This is a genomic window from Bacillus sp. N6 (genome assembly GCF_052805735.1).
Window position 1 is genome coordinate 1,944,372 of record NZ_CM127843.1, and the last position, 19,552, is coordinate 1,963,923.

Annotated in this window: 24 protein-coding genes; 17 read left to right on the forward strand and 7 right to left on the reverse strand. The window is 33.8% G+C overall.

Features of this window, described 5'->3' with window-relative positions; genetic code table 11:
• Positions 1–52: 52 nt before the first annotated feature.
• Positions 53–139, reverse strand: coding sequence for a YjcZ family sporulation protein (locus ACUXVC_RS10060; protein ID WP_000505094.1), 87 nt, complete (start codon positions 137–139; stop codon positions 53–55).
• Between the two features lie 160 nt (positions 140–299).
• On the opposite strand from ACUXVC_RS10060, the gene cls reads away from it, so the two are divergent.
• The 4 genes from cls to ACUXVC_RS10080 all read left to right on the forward strand — a co-directional run bounded on the left by cls (position 300) and on the right by ACUXVC_RS10080 (position 3,104).
• Positions 300–1,484: a cardiolipin synthase gene (gene cls, locus ACUXVC_RS10065; RefSeq protein WP_142947183.1), complete on the forward strand. Its 1,185-nt coding sequence runs from the start codon at positions 300–302 to the stop codon at positions 1,482–1,484.
• Positions 1,485–1,515: 31 nt separating this feature from the next.
• Positions 1,516–1,974, forward strand: coding sequence for a spore coat protein (locus tag ACUXVC_RS10070; protein ID WP_000340543.1), 459 nt, complete (start codon positions 1,516–1,518; stop codon positions 1,972–1,974).
• 225 nt (positions 1,975–2,199) lie between these two features.
• Positions 2,200–2,379, forward strand: a complete 180-nt coding sequence (locus ACUXVC_RS10075; RefSeq protein WP_001045960.1) for a hypothetical protein — start codon at positions 2,200–2,202, stop codon at positions 2,377–2,379.
• 101 nt (positions 2,380–2,480) lie between these two features.
• Positions 2,481–3,104, forward strand: a complete 624-nt coding sequence (locus ACUXVC_RS10080) for an NAD(P)-dependent oxidoreductase (protein WP_053564686.1) — start codon at positions 2,481–2,483, stop codon at positions 3,102–3,104.
• Positions 3,105–3,128: 24 nt separating this feature from the next.
• On the opposite strand, the gene ACUXVC_RS10085 is transcribed toward ACUXVC_RS10080, so the two are convergent.
• The 3 genes from ACUXVC_RS10085 to ACUXVC_RS10095 form a co-directional block, all read right to left on the reverse strand.
• Positions 3,129–3,611 carry a DUF456 domain-containing protein gene (locus tag ACUXVC_RS10085; RefSeq protein ID WP_053564685.1) on the reverse strand — a complete coding sequence of 161 codons (483 nt, stop codon included), beginning with the start codon at positions 3,609–3,611 and terminating at the stop codon, positions 3,129–3,131.
• A gap of 1 nt (position 3,612) precedes the next feature.
• Entirely contained in the window at positions 3,613–4,920 is a 1,308-nt protein-coding gene (locus ACUXVC_RS10090; protein ID WP_000353735.1) for a hemolysin family protein, read from the reverse strand.
• 207 nt (positions 4,921–5,127) lie between these two features.
• Complete coding sequence (locus ACUXVC_RS10095; RefSeq protein WP_144465427.1) at positions 5,128–5,997, reverse strand: hypothetical protein; 870 nt, start codon at positions 5,995–5,997, stop codon at positions 5,128–5,130.
• Positions 5,998–6,343: 346 nt separating this feature from the next.
• Here ACUXVC_RS10095 and ACUXVC_RS10100 point away from each other — a divergent pair, with 346 nt between their 5' ends.
• The 6 genes from ACUXVC_RS10100 (at position 6,344) to ACUXVC_RS10125 (ending at position 11,143) form a co-directional block, all read left to right on the forward strand.
• Entirely contained in the window at positions 6,344–6,931 is a 588-nt protein-coding gene (locus ACUXVC_RS10100) for a TetR/AcrR family transcriptional regulator (RefSeq protein ID WP_053564684.1), read from the forward strand.
• 8 nt (positions 6,932–6,939) lie between these two features.
• Positions 6,940–7,584, forward strand: coding sequence for an HXXEE domain-containing protein (locus ACUXVC_RS10105; RefSeq protein ID WP_003270331.1), 645 nt, complete (start codon positions 6,940–6,942; stop codon positions 7,582–7,584).
• Positions 7,585–7,760: 176 nt separating this feature from the next.
• The gene (cbpA, locus tag ACUXVC_RS10110) at positions 7,761–8,408 is read left to right on the forward strand and encodes a cyclic di-AMP binding protein CbpA (protein WP_001220528.1); all 648 of its coding nucleotides are present in this window, start codon (positions 7,761–7,763) and stop codon (positions 8,406–8,408) included.
• Between the two features lie 455 nt (positions 8,409–8,863).
• Positions 8,864–10,201: a branched-chain amino acid transport system II carrier protein BrnQ4 gene (gene brnQ4 / locus ACUXVC_RS10115; protein ID WP_423249942.1), complete on the forward strand. Its 1,338-nt coding sequence runs from the start codon at positions 8,864–8,866 to the stop codon at positions 10,199–10,201.
• Positions 10,202–10,266: 65 nt separating this feature from the next.
• The gene (csaA, locus tag ACUXVC_RS10120; protein ID WP_075719638.1) at positions 10,267–10,596 is read left to right on the forward strand and encodes a chaperone CsaA; all 330 of its coding nucleotides are present in this window, start codon (positions 10,267–10,269) and stop codon (positions 10,594–10,596) included.
• Entirely contained in the window at positions 10,577–11,143 is a 567-nt protein-coding gene (locus ACUXVC_RS10125; protein ID WP_071730034.1) for a DUF1572 domain-containing protein, read from the forward strand. The genes csaA and ACUXVC_RS10125 overlap by 20 nt, the downstream gene beginning before the upstream one ends.
• Here ACUXVC_RS10125 and ACUXVC_RS10130 read toward each other — a convergent pair.
• Both ACUXVC_RS10130 and ACUXVC_RS10135 read right to left on the reverse strand, forming a co-directional pair.
• Entirely contained in the window at positions 11,116–11,421 is a 306-nt protein-coding gene (locus tag ACUXVC_RS10130; RefSeq protein WP_446026026.1) for a permease, read from the reverse strand. The genes ACUXVC_RS10125 and ACUXVC_RS10130 overlap by 28 nt on opposite strands.
• Positions 11,422–11,425: 4 nt before the next feature.
• Complete coding sequence (locus ACUXVC_RS10135) at positions 11,426–11,722, reverse strand: hypothetical protein (protein WP_000770728.1); 297 nt, start codon at positions 11,720–11,722, stop codon at positions 11,426–11,428.
• A gap of 88 nt (positions 11,723–11,810) precedes the next feature.
• Between ACUXVC_RS10135 and spoIIP the strand changes: the two genes are divergently transcribed.
• The 5 genes from spoIIP to ACUXVC_RS10160 all read left to right on the forward strand — a co-directional run bounded on the left by spoIIP (position 11,811) and on the right by ACUXVC_RS10160 (position 16,609).
• On the forward strand, positions 11,811–12,965 hold the full coding sequence (gene spoIIP, locus ACUXVC_RS10140; protein WP_001079283.1) for a stage II sporulation protein P: 1,155 nt from the start codon (positions 11,811–11,813) through the stop codon (positions 12,963–12,965).
• Between the two features lie 268 nt (positions 12,966–13,233).
• On the forward strand, positions 13,234–13,731 hold the full coding sequence (locus ACUXVC_RS10145; RefSeq protein ID WP_002093964.1) for a GNAT family N-acetyltransferase: 498 nt from the start codon (positions 13,234–13,236) through the stop codon (positions 13,729–13,731).
• A gap of 11 nt (positions 13,732–13,742) precedes the next feature.
• Entirely contained in the window at positions 13,743–14,483 is a 741-nt protein-coding gene (locus tag ACUXVC_RS10150; RefSeq protein ID WP_000747650.1) for a M15 family metallopeptidase, read from the forward strand.
• Positions 14,484–14,506: 23 nt separating this feature from the next.
• Positions 14,507–14,953: an NUDIX hydrolase gene (locus tag ACUXVC_RS10155; protein WP_016512975.1), complete on the forward strand. Its 447-nt coding sequence runs from the start codon at positions 14,507–14,509 to the stop codon at positions 14,951–14,953.
• A gap of 180 nt (positions 14,954–15,133) precedes the next feature.
• Positions 15,134–16,609, forward strand: coding sequence for an amidase family protein (locus ACUXVC_RS10160; protein WP_088023984.1), 1,476 nt, complete (start codon positions 15,134–15,136; stop codon positions 16,607–16,609).
• Between the two features lie 50 nt (positions 16,610–16,659).
• On the opposite strand, the gene ACUXVC_RS10165 is transcribed toward ACUXVC_RS10160, so the two are convergent.
• Complete coding sequence (locus ACUXVC_RS10165) at positions 16,660–17,877, reverse strand: MFS transporter (protein ID WP_141241082.1); 1,218 nt, start codon at positions 17,875–17,877, stop codon at positions 16,660–16,662.
• A gap of 273 nt (positions 17,878–18,150) precedes the next feature.
• Between ACUXVC_RS10165 and ACUXVC_RS10170 the strand changes: the two genes are divergently transcribed.
• Both ACUXVC_RS10170 and ACUXVC_RS10175 read left to right on the forward strand, forming a co-directional pair.
• Positions 18,151–18,579: an NfeD family protein gene (locus ACUXVC_RS10170; protein ID WP_095691035.1), complete on the forward strand. Its 429-nt coding sequence runs from the start codon at positions 18,151–18,153 to the stop codon at positions 18,577–18,579.
• A 2-nt stretch (positions 18,580–18,581) separates the two neighbouring features.
• Positions 18,582–19,550 carry an SPFH domain-containing protein gene (locus ACUXVC_RS10175; protein WP_000226254.1) on the forward strand — a complete coding sequence of 323 codons (969 nt, stop codon included), beginning with the start codon at positions 18,582–18,584 and terminating at the stop codon, positions 19,548–19,550.
• Positions 19,551–19,552: the final 2 nt, after the last annotated feature.

A 19,552-nucleotide genomic window follows, 5' to 3' on the forward strand; every position in this document is an offset into this window, starting at 1 on the left:
AGGTGTCCGCTTTTATAGTTTTTTCATCCACATATCATATGACAGTAGCTACTTAGCAGAAGCAAGCAGCACCGACGATGATTAAGAGGATAAATAATACGACTAATAGCGCAAATCCATTACCATGTGCGAAGCCCATTGTTATTTCCTCCTTTTATTTTAAGATACAACATACAATATGCAAATGAGCTATTGTTTGATATGGACATATATCATGCAATGACATATTTTCTTGAATGATAATGTAATAAAAAAGGGAAGATATAGAAATAACAGTAAGTGGAGAAAGGAATTTATCCATGAAGCACTTTTTCGCTATAATCCTTTGTTTAATAGGTGTATTCATTTGGATGAACATCGATGTGGAAATGGGGAAGGAAATGGCTAGTGAATATGAATTAGGACAAGTTCGATTAGGTGAATTTCAACTATATACGAACGGTGAAGAGTTATATAGAAAATTATTTGAGGATATAAACGAAGCAGAAAAGTATATATATATCCATTTTTATATTGTAGGAAAAGATGAAATAAGCGAAGAGTTTTTACAGTTATTAGAGAAAAAAGCATCTAGTGGAGTAGAAGTGAAATTGTCAGTCGATCGGATAGGTGGATATAAGCTGAAGAAAAAGGTAATTAGCCGATTAAAGGAAAACGGTGTGAAGTTTACATTTAGTAAAAAACCGAAACTGAAAAATGTTTTCTATTCTTTGCATCAACGAAATCATAGACGTATTGTTACGATAGATGGAAAGGTATCATACGTCGGTGGTTTTAATATCGGAAAGGAGTACCTTGGACAAGATCCGAAGTTTGGGCCATGGCGTGATTATCACATGCGCATCCATGGTGAGGGTGCAGCGGATATGGAAAGAAAGTTCGCCGAAGATTGGAAAGAAGATACAGGAGAAAAAATGCCTATACATGAAAGTATACCGACATTAGGGAATGTAAAATATCAATATTTATTTTCAAATGGAAAAGGCTTATGGGAAAAGTATGGGGCACTTTTAAAAAAGGCTAAAAAGTCTTTAATTATCGCTACACCATATTTTGTACCAAGTAAAGAAATGGTGAAAGAGTTAAAAGCTGCATTAAATCGTGGTGTTAATGTGAAAATTCTCGTGCCATTTAAAAGTGATGCCATATTGTTAAAACAAGCTGCCTATCCATATTTGAAAGATATGTTACATGCTGGAGCGGAGATTTATCAATATCGAAATGGATTTTTTCATGGGAAAGTAACAATCATTGATGGAGAAATTGTTGATATTGGGACAGCGAATTTTGATAATAGAAGTTTTTATTTAAATTGTGAGTCTAACTGTATCATATATGATAAAACAGTTGTTGATGAAGTATGGAGTCGATTAAAGGTAGACTTTCATAAATCAAAACGATTTTCTGAAGAAGATTTTGAGAAAATTAGTAGATGGGATTGGTTTTTAGCAAGAATAGCAAATGTTTTAGCATCATATTTATAACATATAGACCCTAGAGAAGGGAGGCACTTTCATGGATTGTATGAAAGAGTTAATGAGATATAGTTATATGCTAATATACAAGGTTGGAGAGTATGCTGGAAAGGTCAGAGACGAAGAATTAAAAAATCTATTACAGCACCATTTACCATATATGTTACAAGCATATAATGAACAAGTAAATTTTCAAGAAGGAGAGAATGTGCAACATATAACCTGTGAAACAACGGAGTTTGGTTTGCATGAAATGGAAAAGGAAACAGTTAGTAAATATACAGGGGATATTCATATTGCAACATGTTATATTGCGCACTTAAAACGATTAGCTCTAAAGTTTGCTCAAGTTGCAGTGGAAGTTGCTAATCCGGAGTTCCGCTCATTTTTGGAAAATTGTTTCCTGAAAATGAACCGTTACGCTTATAGTGTGTGGCAATATGTTATGAAGAAGGAATATAAGATTACACATCTATATGAAAATGAAAAGTTTGCATGAGAAACTAAGGCGGAATGGTATGCGCCTTAGTTTTTTTATGTCCATTTAGAGAAAAAATTAGTTTTATTGTGTATCGATTGGAAATGAAATATGTAAATTTAAATTAGTTTTTGTTATCAGAAGATTTACAAAAATTTACCGTATATTTACTGTTTTTCAATCTCTCCTTTAAAAATAGAGAGTAATATGAGGTTGTACATATTCTATCACAGGGAGGAAACGCAAATGAACAAATGGGTTAAATCATTAACTGCTATGGCACTTGCAAGTTCTTTATTAATGGTAGGTTGTAGTAAAGGTGAAGACAAGAAGAAAGAAGACGACACAACAACACAACAAGAGGATAAAAAGGATAAAGAAACAAGCGGAACCGAGAAGTCTACTGATTCTAAAGAGAAAAAATAAAGTAATAATAAAGCTTCCTCTCATATATGAGGAAGCTTTTTTGTTGTAAATTGATTGATATTATTGAAAAATAGAAAGAGAATGAAAGAGGGGGAAAACAAATGAAAGTATGTATATTGGGAGCAACAGGACGAGTAGGTTCAAACATAATTAATTTAGCATTAAAGGATTCAGCTGAAGTGACTGCATTAGCGCGTGATTTTAATAGAATAGAAATACAACATGAAAGGTTACGAGTGATAGAAGGTAATGTATTGAACGAAAATGATATAAAAAAAGCGATAGAAGGAAGCGATATAGTAATTAGTGCACTTGGAACGGATCAAAATGGAACATTAGCGAAGAGTATGCCGCAAATTATTAAGCAAATGGAAGAAGAAGGGGTTCATAAGATCATAACAATAGGAACGGCTGGTATTTTACAAGCAAGAACGGATCTAAATTTATATCGTTTTCAATCAACGGAATCAAAAAGGAAAACGACAACAGCAGCAGAAGATCATTTGGCTGCATATAAGGTACTAAGTAATAGTAATAATTTATGTTGGACAGTTGTTTGTCCGACACATTTAATAGACGGTGAGGCGACAGAGGTATATCGAACTGAAAAAGATATATTGCCAGAAGGTGGATCAAAAATTACAGTGGGTGATACAGCACACTTTGCATGGGATCTATGTAAGAAAAACATATATGAAAATAGTCGAGTAGGTATTGCATATTAAAAAACCATCCCGAAGTCGGGATGGTTAAAATATGATATAACACAAGAAGATGACAATCATAATGATTTGGAGAATTGCTTTCGCTACTGTACTGCTTAAAAAACCAACTACAGTAGCGACTCCAACTAGAAAGGCATCTTTTGGCGCTTTTTTATGCACTAGTTCTGTTATAAATACTGATAAAAACGGTATGATAATAAGTCCGAATGGTGGGAAGAAGAACGATCCGACAATGATAGAAATCATTCCGACACGTTCGCCCCATTTAGAACTACCGTATTTTTTTAAGAAATATCCATTTGCAATAAAATCAGCAACGAAAATGAAAAGAGTGAAAATGACTTGAATAATCCAAAAAGAAGTTGTTAATTCTCCTCCATTTATACCGAAATGGTAAATTAAATATCCAGCCCAGACAGCAAATATGCCAGGGATAATGGGATAAATAAAGGCGAGAAATGAAACAAGGAAACAGGCAATGATACAAATTGTTAATAAAACAGTCACTTTATAGCTCCTTTTTAATATCTAGTTTATGTACAGCAACTTTTTTGACTTGATGTCCATCAAGTTCTAATACTTTAAATTGAAAACCAGCATATTCAATGGAATAACCAGCTTCAATATTTAAGTCAACTGCTTGAGAGAGAAGCCATCCTCCAATTGTATCTAAATCACTATCATCAATATGTAGGCCAAACATATCATTTACTTCAGAAATGAGCACCTTTCCATCTAAAACAGTAAGCTTAGGTGTACGCTTTTCAATCATAGGTGATTCATCCGCATCGAATTCATCTTGAATTTCTCCAATGATTTCTTCAAGAATATCTTCCATCGTTAAAAGTCCGGCAGTGCCACCATATTCATCCATAACGATTGCCATCTGAACGCGATTTTTTTGAAGATGGACTAACGTTTTACGAATTGGAACTGTTTCAAATACTGTTAAAACAGGATGTATATAAGATTCAAGTGGTTTATAAATACCTTTCGTTTGATCATGGAATACTTCTTTCGTATTAATCATCCCGATGATATCATCTTTATCTTTTTCAATGATTGGATAGCGTGTATATTTTTCAGTTGCGACGATATCCATATTTTCTTCTAACGTATTTTCAGTAGATAAGCAAATCATTTCGGTACGAGGAACCATTATTTCTTTCGCAACTCGATCATCAAATTCAAAAATGTTATTTACATATTTATATTCGGTTTGGTTTATTTCACCGCTTTTAAAACTTTCACCTAAAATGAGTCGCAATTCCTCTTCAGAATGAGCAAGTTCATTTTCTTTGGCAGGTTCTAATCCGAGTAGTTTTGTGAAAAATATAGCTGCACTATTGAGTAACCAAATAAATGGATACATAATTTTATCAAATAAAATAAGAGGTCTTGCAAATTTGAGTGTGATTGCTTCTGCTTTTTGAATTGCGAAAGACTTTGGAACTAACTCACCTAATACAACGTGGAAAAATGTAATAACACTAAAAGCAATAACAAAAGATAAAGTGTTAGCCATTGTTCCAGTAATATTAATTTTTTCAAAGAGCGGTCGTAGTATATGTTCCACAGTCGGTTCACCAAGCCAACCAAGCCCTAAAGAAGTGATCGTAATCCCGAGCTGACAAGCTGATAAATAAACATCTAAATTAGATAGGACGCTTCTTGCAGCTAAAGCTTGTTTATTACCTTCATTTGCAAGTTGGTCAATTCGACTTTTTCGTACTTTTACAACAGCGAATTCTGATGCAACGAAAAAGCCAGAAATAAGAATAAGTACAAAGATGAGAAAAATATTTAATATGTCCAAGTGTGTTCTCCATTCCAAGGTTTGGAATAAAGATGTCACCTCCTGCAATTATGTTATACTTTTATAATAAATCCAAATGAAAAGAATAGTCAAAGGAAAAGGGCAAATATTGGTATGTTTCTGTAATAGTTTTTGAATTTGCTGTTATTTTGTCCGCTATACAAAAGGAATAACCCCCTACTTTTAGATTATAGAGGGTTATTTCAATTAAGGTTTTGGAACACTTCTCGTTAAAGTGTATGACTGTTGCTTGGAGTAGTTTGTGGTCCATAGTGTTTGAAGGAAAGAAAGTATGCTATATGGGATATAGAGTAGTAATAAGCCGATTGTAACAATTATGGGTGAATTTCCGCCAAATTGAACGATAAATTGTAACAGTCCACTTGCATGAAAAACGCATTCCATAAAAACGAATGAAAGAATGATGGAACCTAAAATTGATTTATGGTTCGAAGTAAGCGCCAAAAACAATGTATCCACAAGAAAAGAATCATGTTTTATTTCATATTCATTTGTGTTTTTCAAGAAAGGAATCCATTTTTTTACTGCTTGCATAACGATAATCATGGAAGAACTACATACGATGATAAAAGATGAGTAGTAAGGAAGGTTTATAAATTGTGCGACGTATAGAAGTAGTAATAAGACTGAACATTGTAATACTACAGTGCAAAAAGAGTAAGGTATCCAATTCAATACAGTAGTAAACTTTTTAAACGAGTTAGGTACTTTGAAAAATAAATGGCCGATACCCAAACTTATGAAAAATCCGATCGCAAGGGTAAAAGTAAAACGAACAATCGATATAAAATATATTTCCCATATGTAAGGGAATAATGGTGTTGAATGATTAGAAGTATGTATCATTTGATTTGCTGAGAAAAAGATAGATTCATGCATCCAATCAACCTTTGGAATTGATATAGAAGAAAGCTGTGCGAAGTTTTGAAAAATGCTAATAAATCCATTTTGATAAGAGTAATTGTGTGTAATAAAAAGAGCTGGAATAGGACTTATGGCAAAAATAACAATAACACCAATTATAAATTTACATATATGTGAGCGTAATAAGGACATATAAACCACCTACTCTTTGAATATTCAGAAAATTCTTATTCTTATTTTAGCCGTTTTTGGAGCAAGTTACAATATATTTTTCTTCATGTATGGGCATATGGATAATTTTAAATTGTATTTAGAAATCTATTTTATGTGTGGAATATAAAGCAGAAACTGGTATGTAACAGTACAAATACAAAAAGCGTGAACAGTTTTGCATTTTCACGCTTTTTGTGTGGAATGAAGAGAATGTAGGGAAATGTCGAAAGTATTAAATAGATTTTTAAAATTGGAAAGTGATACCATAAAATTAAACGATGTTTAAATCGTTGTTTAACTGATACATTCTAGAGGGGGAGATGAATTGGGGGGGAATGAAAACGTATCAACGAAAGAAAAGATTTTAAATACAACATTGGAATTAATTAAAAAAGAAGGTTTTGAAAAGGTAACGATAAGAAAAATTGCAGCATTGTCAGATGTAAATATAGCGCTAGTAAATTACCATTTTGGTTCAAAAGAAAAGTTAATTAGTGAGACGATTAGAGTTTTATTAATTAGCTTTCAAGGCACTTATTCTATTTTAGATAATATTACAGTGCCAGCAAAAGAAAGATTAAAAATATTTTTATTGGATTATGTACTAGTAATTCGGCAATATCCGGAGTTAGTTAGGAAGATTATTGCAATGGGAACTACGGTATTTACATCTCAATACGAATATGGGGATTTTTTGAAGAGGCTAGGTTTCAGTAAAGTGAAGAATATTTTGAGCGAGATAACAAATGAAACGGATCGGGAAATTTTAATGATGATGACGGTGCAAATATTTGGATCCATTTTTCTTCCCACATTAATGATGCCAATTCTCGAATCAGGGGCAGATATAAAAGTACCATCTGTAGAAAAACAGATTGATTTCCTATTTGAACGCTATTTTTATAAAAATTGAGATAGTGGGTGATAGAGGTGGCTAGTTTCTTTAGAAAGCATTGGTGTGATATAGGGTTAGTTGTCGCTATTATTGTCGTTGTTTCTTTAGTCGCGAATTTGGGAGAAATGAGTGAAATAAAAGTACTGTTAGGGTTAAGTTTTGTGGCCATTTTAGTGCATCAATTTGAAGAGTATCGTTGGCCAGGTTATTTTGCTGGTCTGTTTAATGTAGTTATATTTAAAAGTGATATACCAGACCGCTATCCATTAAATACGCAATCTGCTATGGTAATAAATATTTTGATTGCGTATGTTTTTTATTTACTCCCGGTTTTTTTTCAAAATATAATATGGCTTGGGTTGGCACCTATTTTAATGGGATTTTTTCAATTCATATGGCATGGTATTTTTGCGAATATAAAAGCTAAAACAATATATAATCCGGGATTAGGTGCGGTTGTATTACTACATGTTCCAATTGGTTATGTATATATGAGGTATATTCTTTTACACAATCTGGCTACAAATTTGGATTGGTTATTTGGGGTGATCTACTTTCTAATAGCTACCTATTTTTTAATTATAAAAGGAAATATGTTAATGAAAAGTAAGGAGACAAATTATTACTTTTCTAAAAAACAATTAGGTCCGTACAATGATACATTGAAGTGATTCAGAATTCAGAGGGAGGGTTTTGGATGCGGAAGAAAGTGCAAGTGAAGGATTCATGAATAAATTATGACAAGAAAATGAATAATTTTCAGAAAAATAAAATAAATTATTTATTTTTTTCTGAAAATATAATATAGTTATGGCACAGAAAGTATTTTAACATAAGGAGGCTTTTTATGAGGATTAAAGGGAATTACGTGCCAAAAAGGGAAGTTTTACTGTGCTCAAGTTCGATTACGATAGGGGAAGCGTTAGAGCATTTAAATAAAACGGGGTATCGTTGTGTACCAGTTTTAGATGAAAAAAAAGAGAAATTTTTAGGGAATATATATAAAGTAGATATTTTAGAATATAAAGGATCACTTGACGAGAGTGTAATGCAATTATTAAACGATAAAGAGGGATTTGTGAGAGAAGATTCTTCTTTCTTTAAAGTATTTTTTACAATAAAAAAATTGCCTTATTTATCAGTAGTTGACGAAAAAGGGGTTTTCCTTGGAATTTTAACGCATAAAAAAGTTTTTGAGTTATTAGAGGATGCATGGGGCGTTCACTCTAGTAAATACTCTGTCATGATTGGAACGCAAGACTATAATGGAGCAATCCAAAAGTTATCGACAGTTTTAAAGAAATACACTGGTATTCAAAGTTTGATGACTTTTGATAATGATGCCTTATTAGTTCGTAGAATTATGTTTACATTAGGAGAAGAGTTTAACGACGGTGAATTAGAGACATTATTGAAAGATTTAGAAGATCACGGATTTAGAGTTGTATATGTGGAAGAGATGAAAAATCCACGTGAAGTTGAAACGATAGAGTAACATACAAAAGCCATCTAATTATCTTGGATGGCTTTTGTTATGTTACGTGTGTAAAGTTATTTTAAAATAACGACAAGATAATAGGTGAGATTATAACAATATTTGTGTAAGAGAATAAAAAATGTAGATAATTTCGATTTTCAAAAAAATCAATTTGAAAATATGTTTTTATTTTGCAACTAAATATGTTACTATATGTGTGATAAAAACAAAGAGGTCTGACAACTATACTCCACGTAATAACACTCTAATGATTTAAAAATTCAAAAAACTCAAAATTCAAAAATAACAATTGTATTAATGATTAGAGTAAAAATAAGGGGAATGGAGAAATTATGGAGAAAGACACTGCTTTGTAAGGGGCATATTTTATCATCTTGAGCAGAGAGGAGGATGCATAGCATATTGTAAAATATAGAGATAAACAATGAAAAAATGCTATGCAAATGAAGAGCATGAAGGGACGTTTAAGGCCAGGTGATACGGTAGCAATTGGTTTGATGCTATTTGCATTATTTTTAGGAGCAGGAAATTTAATTTTCCCGCCAGTTTTAGGTCAACAAGCAGGAGAGAATGTTTGGATTGCTACAATAGGATTCCTTGTAACGGGAGTCGGATTACCCCTACTAGCTGTAACAGCTGTCGCGTTTGTAGAGGGGGACTTGAAAGCGCTATCTTCTAGAGTCCACCCTATATTTGCGTTTATTTTCCCATTGATTAGTTATTTAGCAATTGGACCATTTTTCGCGATTCCTCGTACTGGAGCTGTTTCGTTTGAAATGGGTATGAAGCCGTTTTTATCAGAGGCAATGGTTTCAGAGTGGTACATGCTATTTCTTTTCACGATAGTTTTCTTCGGAATAACGTGGTATTTATCATTAAATCCATCTAAATTAGTGGATTGGTTTGGGAAGTTTCTTACTCCATTATTAGTATTAATTGTTGCTGTTATTGTCGGAAAGGCAATTATTGATCCAATTGGAGAGCCGGCTGCGCCGTTAGCTGCTTACCAAGAGAATGCTTTCTTTGGTGGATTTATTCAAGGGTATTTAACGATGGATGCAATTAGTGCTCTCGTATTTGGAATTGTCGTTGTACAAGTTATCCGCTCTAAAGGGATAAAAGAGAGTAGTCAAATTGCAAAAATAACAGTCGTATCAGGTATTATTGCTGTACTTGGTTTAACGTTAATTTATTTATCACTTGCTTATCTTGGTTCAACAAGTACATCACTTGGTATTTCAGAAAACGGTGGTCTTATTTTAACGAATGTTGTAAATGAGCTATATGGGACGAGTGGTAAAATTTTATTAGGGCTTGTTATTATACTCGCTTGTTTAACAACTTCTGTTGGGTTAACATCTGCGTGTGCGGGTTTCTTTACAAACTTATTCCCAAAACTTTCGCATAAAACGATTGTAACAATGGTATGTGTATTTAGTTTAATTGTATCTAACCTAGGTTTAACACAATTAATCGCAGTAACATTACCTGTGTTAATGATCATTTATCCAGTTGCAATTGTATTAATCGTACTTTCGTATTTCCATAAGTGGATTGGGAAGCGTAATACAATTTATATTGGAGCTATTTTAGGTGCATTGTTAATTAGTTTCTTTAACGGTTTAGAAAGTGCGAAAATTAAAATTGACGCGATTTCTAATGTACTACAAATGTTACCGTTATATAACGAAGGAATCGGATGGTTAATTCCATCATGTATTGGCGGGATTCTCGGTTTCTTCTTCTATAAATCAAATGAATCAAGTGAATTACAAAAGAAAGGTGCTTAGGCACCTTTCTTTTTTTGAAGGGGATTTTTGAATTTTGTCTAAGTAATAATTGGGGGGAATGATAAATGGCTAATTTTGAAGATTTTTTAAATTTGGATTTGAGAATTGGAACTGTAATACATGCAGAGGAATTTAAAGAAGCGAGAGTACCAGCGATTAAACTAGCAATAGATTTTGGAGAAATCGGGATAAAGCAGTCAAGTGCCCAAATTACGAAAAGGTACAGTCCAGAAGATTTAGTCGGTCAACAAATCGTTGGGGTTGTAAACTTTCCACCGAAGCGTGTAGCTGGATTCAAATCAGAAGTGCTTGTGCTTGGTGGTGTTCCTGAAGCTGATGATGTCGTGTTACTTCAGCCTAATATGGAATTGCCAAATGGAACAAAAATTAGCTAGGGTGAAGGTAGGGGCTAATATGGATATCGGACGAGAATATTTGCAATGTGCGATTTCGAACTTTGAAGCAACAAAGAAACAAGGGGAACGGGCACTTTCTCAATTATCATATGAACAAATACAATGGTCTTCTCATGAAGAAACAAATAGTATAGCGATTATTATTAAGCATCTGCACGGTAATATGCGTTCTAGATGGACGGATTTTTTAACGTCTGATGGTGAAAAAACAGATCGTAATCGAGATGGTGAATTTGAGGGATGCTATCATTCAAAAGAAGAAGCCCTTATAGCTTGGCAAGAAGGATGGAAATATGTTTTTAATACGATGAATACTTTAGCGCCGGAGCACTTATTGAAGACGGTATACATTCGCGGTGAAGCACATACTGTCATGCAAGCAATTGAAAGGCAAATTTCTCATTATGCATTGCATATTGGTCAGATTATTTATATTGGGAAGATGTTAAAAGAAAATGAGTGGGAATGTTTAAGTATTCCGAGAGGTCAGTCTGCACGTTATGTAGAGAAAAAACGTTCCACATAATAATAAGAAAGAAACCGATAAAAAATGGGAAATAAGAAAATCAGCCAAATAATAGATGGTTCTGTAATCATAAGAATGCTGCCAAAAATAAGTCCATACATAATAAGAAAGAAATTGAAAAGTGTATTCACTGGGATAAATCGTGAGAGGAACACTTGCTGTCGTTTAAAACAATCACTGTGAAATAAATAAAAGCGGAAGTACCATGTGGCGGTAATAAGATCTTTCTTTCTCACAATTCTTTTTTTGCATGTATGACAGATAAATATTGGTTGCATTTCATTACGCTCCATTTTTTATTTTTATAATAATGTGAGACATAAGTAGGTACAACGTGTATGTTCCTATATACGCTCCTGCAATAAGGAAAAATGGATTCAGTAAAATCCCATGAATGCTCGTCATGAAAACTAAATCTTGTATTAAAACATCGTATATATTAATGGAAATAATTGTACCGAGTACATACAGTGCCAAGTACGCAGAAATATGTAGTACAATAGAGATTTTTGGATGCTTAGCGGACAAATAAAAAATGAATGATAGAGCGATTGGTAATATTCCTATTAATAGCTTCAATTCATTTCACCTCATTAACAATATAGCCGAAATTTTAACGGTCTATTCTCTAGGGCTTGTACATAACTTGAAATAGAGAGGTGATAGTATGAATCGAGGCTTTTTTTTTATGAAGTTTACAAGTATGCGTAAGTTAGTTTTATTTGTTATTACTACAGTGCTAGCGACTTTTTTTCTTATTAGTATGATGGTAACCTCTATGAAAGAGACGAAGTCAACGTATTTATATAATTGGTTAAATGAGTTATCGATGAATGGTTACATGTATGTACTTGGAAAAGAGAATCATTATTTTACACAGGAGTATCGAAATTTGAATCAAGATTTTTCAATTTCTTCTTTTCTCTTTTCTATGGCTACAAATATTCGCTTTAATGATGTACGCAGTTTTGTCGGGAAAGAGCTACCCGGGTTTGGTAAGTACGATACAGAAATTGTTATTGCGGGTGAGGGCACAAACTATTCTAACTTACCGATAGAGTCGAGTGTACCTCTTGAAGAAGTAGTGAAAGAACGGACTAGTGGAACTGGACAAGCACCTAAACAAGATACGAATAAAGAGAAGAAACAGCCGTCCCAAACGACCGGGAAAAGACAAGTTGCGTTTATTTATCATACACATAGCTGGGAATCTTATTTACCTTTACTTAACTTAACGAATGATCCGAATCCGAATAAAGCAACGAGTTCTGTATCGAATATTTCTATATTAGGAGATCGTTTCCGTGAACAACTAGAAGGTGAAGGGATTGGAGCTACTAACGATAAGAGTGATGTTGGTCAAAAGTTAATAAGTAAGGGTTTAAACAGTAATAGTTCGTATAAAATGTCACGAGAAATTGTGCAGCAAGCTATGGCTGGAAATAAAGATCTTCAATACTTTTTTGATTTGCATCGTGATAGTGCTCGAAAGAATGTAACGACAAAAACAATTGGAGATAAATCATATGCGAAGCTTGCATTTGTAGTAGGGAAAGGAAATAAAAATTATGAAAAAAACTTACAATTAGCGACAGCTTTACATGAGGCGATTAATAAGAAATATCCAGGAGTGAGTCGTGGGGTCATTCAAAAAGGTTTCCAAACAGGAAATGGAATCTATAATCAAGATTTATCAGGACAAGCGATATTAATAGAAGTTGGCGGTGTAGATAATACGGAGGAAGAATTGAATCGATCAATTGATGCACTTGCTAAAGCATTTGGTGAATATTTTTGGCAGGCAGAAAAAGTGAATGGATAAAGTGAAACTTGAATTAGCCAGGGTATCTATCGATAATTATTAGCTCACTTCAATCTTGGAAAAGCGTAAGTGTAATGCTTACGTTTTTTGTGTTGGTTTGAAATGTGGATAGCAAGATGTCACAAAATGGACATGATTAATAATTATTATAGCGATATCGAAATTTGTCTAATTATAATAGGAGAATTAGAAAGGGATTTTTGAAATGGCAGAGAAAATCTTTTTACAAGGAAAATTTTTATATTATGAAATTGATAGGGTGATTTAGGTGATTAGGGAGATCAAAGTAGAAGATGCAGCATCATTTTTGCAATTAAGTAAGCAATTAGATGAAGAAACGAAGTTTATGTTATATGAACCAGGAGAAAGGAAAACTACAGCTGAGCAACAAGAAAAAATGATCCAGCGATTTATAGAAAATGAATATGCAACAATATTTGTAGCAGTTGAAGATGAGAGAATAATAGGTTTTATATTAGTGAATGGAAATAACATTCAAAGAAAGAGGCATGTGGCAAGCATTGTAATTGGTATTTTGCAAGAGTATAACGGGCGAGGTATTGGGACGAGATTGTTTAAAGAGGTTGAGAAGTGGGCAAAATTACATGATGTATGGCGTTTAGAATTAACAGTAATGGCCCACAATACAAGAGCTCAGGCACTATATAAAAAAGCTGGATTTGAGAAAGAAGGTGTCAAAAAAGCTGCTCTTATTATCGATGGAAAGGACATCGATGAGTATGAAATGGCCAAATTATTAAAATAAGAGGTCGTTATATGAAAAAAAGATGGGCACTACTCGGTATCGTAGCTGCAATAATTATTGTTGGAGTAGCAGGAATCAATTATAAAATGTATAAGGATAAGCAGGCGCGGGAAGTAAGTGTAAATAGTATATTTCCAAAAGCGAAAGAAACGATTGCTAATATGGATGGGGATATTGCGGTAATTAATAATCCGAATTCAATGCTTGTACTTGTGAATAAAAGTAGGCGTTTACCAGATGGTTATAGACCGCCAGATTTAGTTATTCCGAAAGTGCGCTACTCTAGTGAAGGGGATCAAGAAAAGAAAAAGATGAGAAAAGAGGCAGCGAGGGCGCTTGAGGAAATGTTCCAGCAAGCTAACAACGAGCGTATTTTCCTTTTTGCAGTTTCTGGATTTAGATCCTTTGATCGACAAAAAGCATTAAATACGATGTATAAAAAACAAGATGGGGAAGCAAAAACAGCAATGTCTAGCGCGGTTCCTGGCACAAGTGAGCATCAAACTGGATTAGCTATGGATATTACGTCTCAATCTGCTAAATTTCAGTTAGAGACGGTTTTTGGGGAAACGAAAGAAGGTCAGTGGCTTTCTGAAAATGCCCATAAATTTGGTTTTGTGATTCGATACACAAAAGCGAAAGAAACGATTACGGGCTATCGGTATGAACCATGGCACGTAAGGTATGTGGGAAATCCACAAGCTACATATTTGTATGATAATCAACTGACGCTTGAAGAAGTAACAGAGTAAATGATTGAGGGGAGAGACGTATAATGACGATGTTATATAAGAAAAAAGTACATGCATATATTACAAGAGAAAAAGAGGGGGTTATGCAATTACTGGTTTTTAAACATCGTGATATACATGAAGCTGGTATTCAAGTGCCAGGGGGAACGGTTGATGAAGGTGAAACGTTAGAAGCGGCTATATTGCGTGAAGTACAGGAAGAATCCGGATTACGTCATTTATGTATAGAGCGTTTTTTAGCAGATTACATTATACATGTGAAGGAAAAACAGGAATATGAAAAACGTCACTTTTTTCATGTAACTTTACTAACTGATGTAAAAGATACATGGGAACATATAGTAAGTGCTGGTGAGAAAGATCAAGGTTTAGCGTTTAGCTACGAATGGGTTAATATTGCAAAATGCCCTGAATTAGCAGGGAAACAAGGAGAGTTTTTACACTTATTAGATGAGATATATGTAAAGTAATAAAAGAGTCTGAAGCGAAAGTTCATTCGTTTCAGACTATTTTTATTTTTCGGGAAATTAAAGGCTTTTTGAATAGATAAATTGAATTTCTTTAAAGGAATATTAGTTTGGAATAGTTGGGGTGAAAAGATGAAAAAGTAAGAGTTATACGCAAAAAAGTTGCTATAAGGGAGAATATAAATGGAGATTCAGTTTAATCCAGTATTAAAAAAAGAATTAACAATTCATGATATACAAACCGAAATGGAATCTGGGCAGTTAACTTCAAAGGAATTAGTGATGTATTATCTTCATAGAATCGCAAAGTATGACCAAGACGGACCGGAAATTAATTCTATTTTAGAAATCAATCCAGATGCTATTTTTATTGCAGAAGCGTTAGATTATGAAAGAAAGACAAAAGGTATAAGGGGTCCATTACATGGTATACCTGTTTTGCTTAAAGACAATATTGAAACGAATGACTCCATGCATACAAGTGCAGGTACGATTGCTCTAGAACAAAATATAAGCAGTGAAGATGCATTTCTCGTTACAAAATTACGAGAAGCCGGAGCAGTAATAATAGGAAAAACAAATATGACAGAATTAGCAAATGCAATGTCTTTTGAAATGTGGGCTGGATATAGTGCAAGAGGTGGTCAAACAATCAATCCATACGGAACGGGCAAGGACCATATGTTTGTTGGCGGATCTAGTACAGGATCTGCGATAGCAGTTGCCGCTAACTTTACAGTAGTATCTATTGGGACAGAAACCGATGCTTCTATTTTGAGCCCCGCTGTTCAAAATTCTGTAGTAGGTATTAAACCAACTGTCGGTTTAATTAGTCGTAGAGGAATTATTCCATTTACTTATTCGCAAGATACAGCTGGACCATTTGCTAGAACGGTAACAGATGCTGCTATTTTGCTAGGGAGTTTAATTGGAGTAGATGAGAAAGATGTTGCTACTCATAGAAGTGAAGGTAGGGCAGAGCAGGATTATACAAAATATCTTAATGTTAATGGCTTAAATGGAGCGAAGATTGGTGTGTTTAACGATGCACCAAAAGATTATTACGAAAATGGTGAGTATGATGAAATCTTGTTTAAGGAAACGATCCAAGTATTACGTAATGAAGGAGCGACAGTAGTAGAAAATATTAATATTCCTTCTTTTCATAGAGAATGGAGTTGGGGAGTGCCGCTTTATGAACTGAAGCATAGTTTAGATAACTATCTTTCTAAATTACCTTCTACTATTCCGGTACATTCTATTTCGGAGTTAATGGAGTTTAATAAAAACATAGCAGAAAGAGCTTTAAAATATGGACAAACTAAGTTAGAGGGAAGAAAAGATTTTCCTAATACGTTACGAAATCCAGAATATTTAAATGCAAGATTAGAAGATATATATTTTTCACAAGAACAAGGCATTGATTTTGCATTGGAAAAATATAATCTTGATGCGATACTGTTTCCTTCCTATATAGCTTCTACTATATGTGCGAAAGCGGGTTATCCGTCTATAGCAATACCTGCAGGGTATATGGAAAGCGGGAGACCTTTTGGAATTACGATTGCAAGTACTGCCTTTAGTGAAGGGATGTTAATTAAGCTAGCTTACGCTTTTGAACAGGCGACAAAACATAGAAAAATCCCAAACTTGTCATGAATAGAATAAATAAAAAGGACAGGGAATGCCTGTCCTTTTTGTTTTAGTGATTAAAGTGAAATATCGTTCTGCTCTGTTTTATGATATTTTAATAAACTAAAAGATAAACAAGCGGAACATAAAATAAGAATAGATGCGATGATATAAATTGTACGAACACCGAACATATCGGTAATAATGCCAACGCTAAGCATAGAAAGACCAGAAGCTGTTGAAAGAAGGGCGCCATGTGCTGTATACATTTTTGATAATAAAGAAGGGGTGACACTTGATTGTAAAACAGTCGTTTGAGAAATATCTCTAATTTGATAACATGGTCCCATTAGAACACATAGAAAAAGCGCAATAAATCCGCTGCTTGTCATACCATATAAAAATGTAAGAATGCTAAACATAAGAGAGCCTATTGACATGGAGCGTATTAAATTGTTTTGAATATAGGAACTGATTTTCCATGCCAATAGACCACCGATTAACGTGCCAACATAATAACTTGTATTAATATATCCCCACCATTCCTCGCCTTTATGAAGGATAGTCGTAACATATGCCATCGTAATAGCACCAATCCATATTGTCCCGGCGAAAGTTTCAATTAAGTCCATATATGTAACGGTACGGAGAGAAGGATTTTGAAATAAGAGTTTCCAACCTTCCGATAAAGCAGTACTTTTTGAAGAGGGAGGATCTGCTATTCGTTCAGTATGTATGGTACGTAATGAAAAGTGTAATGCAATACATCCAAAAATCATTAACATGTTATTAATCATGAGTGTAGATGTAGCGCCAATGAGAAGAACGATAACACTCGTAAATGAATAAGCGGCGGCTTGCGCAATTTGTGTTGAAAAGGAAAAGATACTATTTACTTTTACTAATTTTTCTTTCGGTGTAAGGCGCGGAAGAATGCTGTATAGTAATGGAGCGCTCCATCCACTACATAATGAAATGAAAAAAATAAAAGTTAATAGAGCTATAATGTTTGTGGATAAGACTGGAAACAAAATCATTAATAATAGTAAAAAGACTGTTTTTAGCCATTGTAGCGTATATAACAACGTATAAGATGGAAAACGATTTATTATTAGTGGTGCAGAGATGTTAGCAATTAGATTTGTGATAACTTGTAATAATGGAAAAAGAGCAGTAATAGTAGCTGATTTAGTTGCTATATAAATATGAGTTGTAATAATCATTACATATACGATGTCAGCGAGAGTAATGCATGTTTTGGAACCTAAGTAGTAGGTTAGTGACAGGTTTCTCAATAAGAATAACACCTCTATAAAAATAGTATTTAGTAATTAGAATAATTGTAATTTAAAAAATGAAATTTTTAAAGAATTTAATTTTTTGTCACTTTTTGAAAGGAATTTTCATGTATAATGAAGAATATATTGATATAGTATTATATTAATAATCATTGTAACAGTGAGTATGTACAATAGCTTGTAGCAAACGCCCAAGTGTAAGAAAGGGCGGATAAACCATTCTTTTCTTCATATACATATAGAAAATGAGAAAGAAAGTGAGGGTTGCATATGGCTGCTTGGGTAATTTGGTTTATAATAGCTGGTATTTTATTTATTGCAGAAATGTTGTCGATTACATTTTACATGCTTTGGCTTGGAATTGGAGCTGTTGTCGGAGGTCTTATTGCTTTGTTTGCTCCTGATGCACTACTGTTACAAGTTACTGTTGGCGCAATTGTAAGTTTAACTTTGACATTCTTTACGAAAAGAATTTCAAAAAACTTTCGAGAAGCAAAAGGTTTTACGGATACAGTAGATATGCTTGTTGGTAAAAAAGGGATTGTTATGCAAGCGATTACAAATGAAACGAATGGTATTGTGAAGGTGGATGGAGATACTTGGACAGCTATTGCAGATTCTTCAATTGATGCTGGAGAAAAAGTCGTTGTTATAAAGAGGCATAGTACTATATTACAAGTAAAAAAGGAGAGTGAATAAATATGGTAGCATTAACGTTAACGATTATATTCGCACTAATTGTAGTTACATTTATCGCATTAACAATTAAAATTATTCCTCAGCAAAAAGTTGGGGTTGTTGAAAGATTTGGTAAGTTTCAACGTATCATGCACCCAGGATTAAATATTTTAATCCCAATTGTAGATCGTGTTCGTGTATATCACGACTTACGTATTCAACAAACGAATGTACCACCGCAAAAAGTAATTACGAAAGATAATGTTCAAGTAGAAATAGATACAATTATTTTCTATCAAATTGTTGAACCAGAACTTGCGACATATGGTATTTCAAACTATGAATATGGTGTTCGTAATATTACTTCAGCAACGATGCGTCAAATTATCGGTAAAATGGAACTGGATGAAACGTTATCTGGTCGTGAAAAAATTTCAACAGAAATCCGCTTAGCGCTTGATGAAGCAACAGAAAAATGGGGCGTACGTATTGAACGTGTCGAAGTTGTTGATATTAACCCGCCAAAAGATGTGCAAGCATCAATGGAAAAACAAATGAAGGCTGAGCGTAATAAACGTGCAATTATTTTAGAAGCTGAAGCAGCAAAACAAGATAAAGTTCTTCGTGCTGAAGGGGAAAAGCAAAGTAAAATCTTGATGGCTGAAGGGGATAAAGAAGCGCGTATTCGCGAAGCTGAAGGTATAAGAGAAGCAAAAGAATTAGAGGCACAAGGGGAAGCGCGAGCAATTGAAGAAATCGCAAAAGCAGAACAAAACCGTATTGAATTGCTTCGTGAAGCGAATTTGGATGAGCGCATACTTGCTTACAAATCATTCGAATCATTAGCTGAAGTTGCAAAAGGACCAGCAAATAAAGTCTTTATTCCGTCTAATGCAATTGAAACACTTGGTACTCTTGGGGCAATTGGAGAAATATTTAAAGAAAAACAAGCGAAGAAACTACCTTCAAATGATACAGGAAAAGAACAATAAAA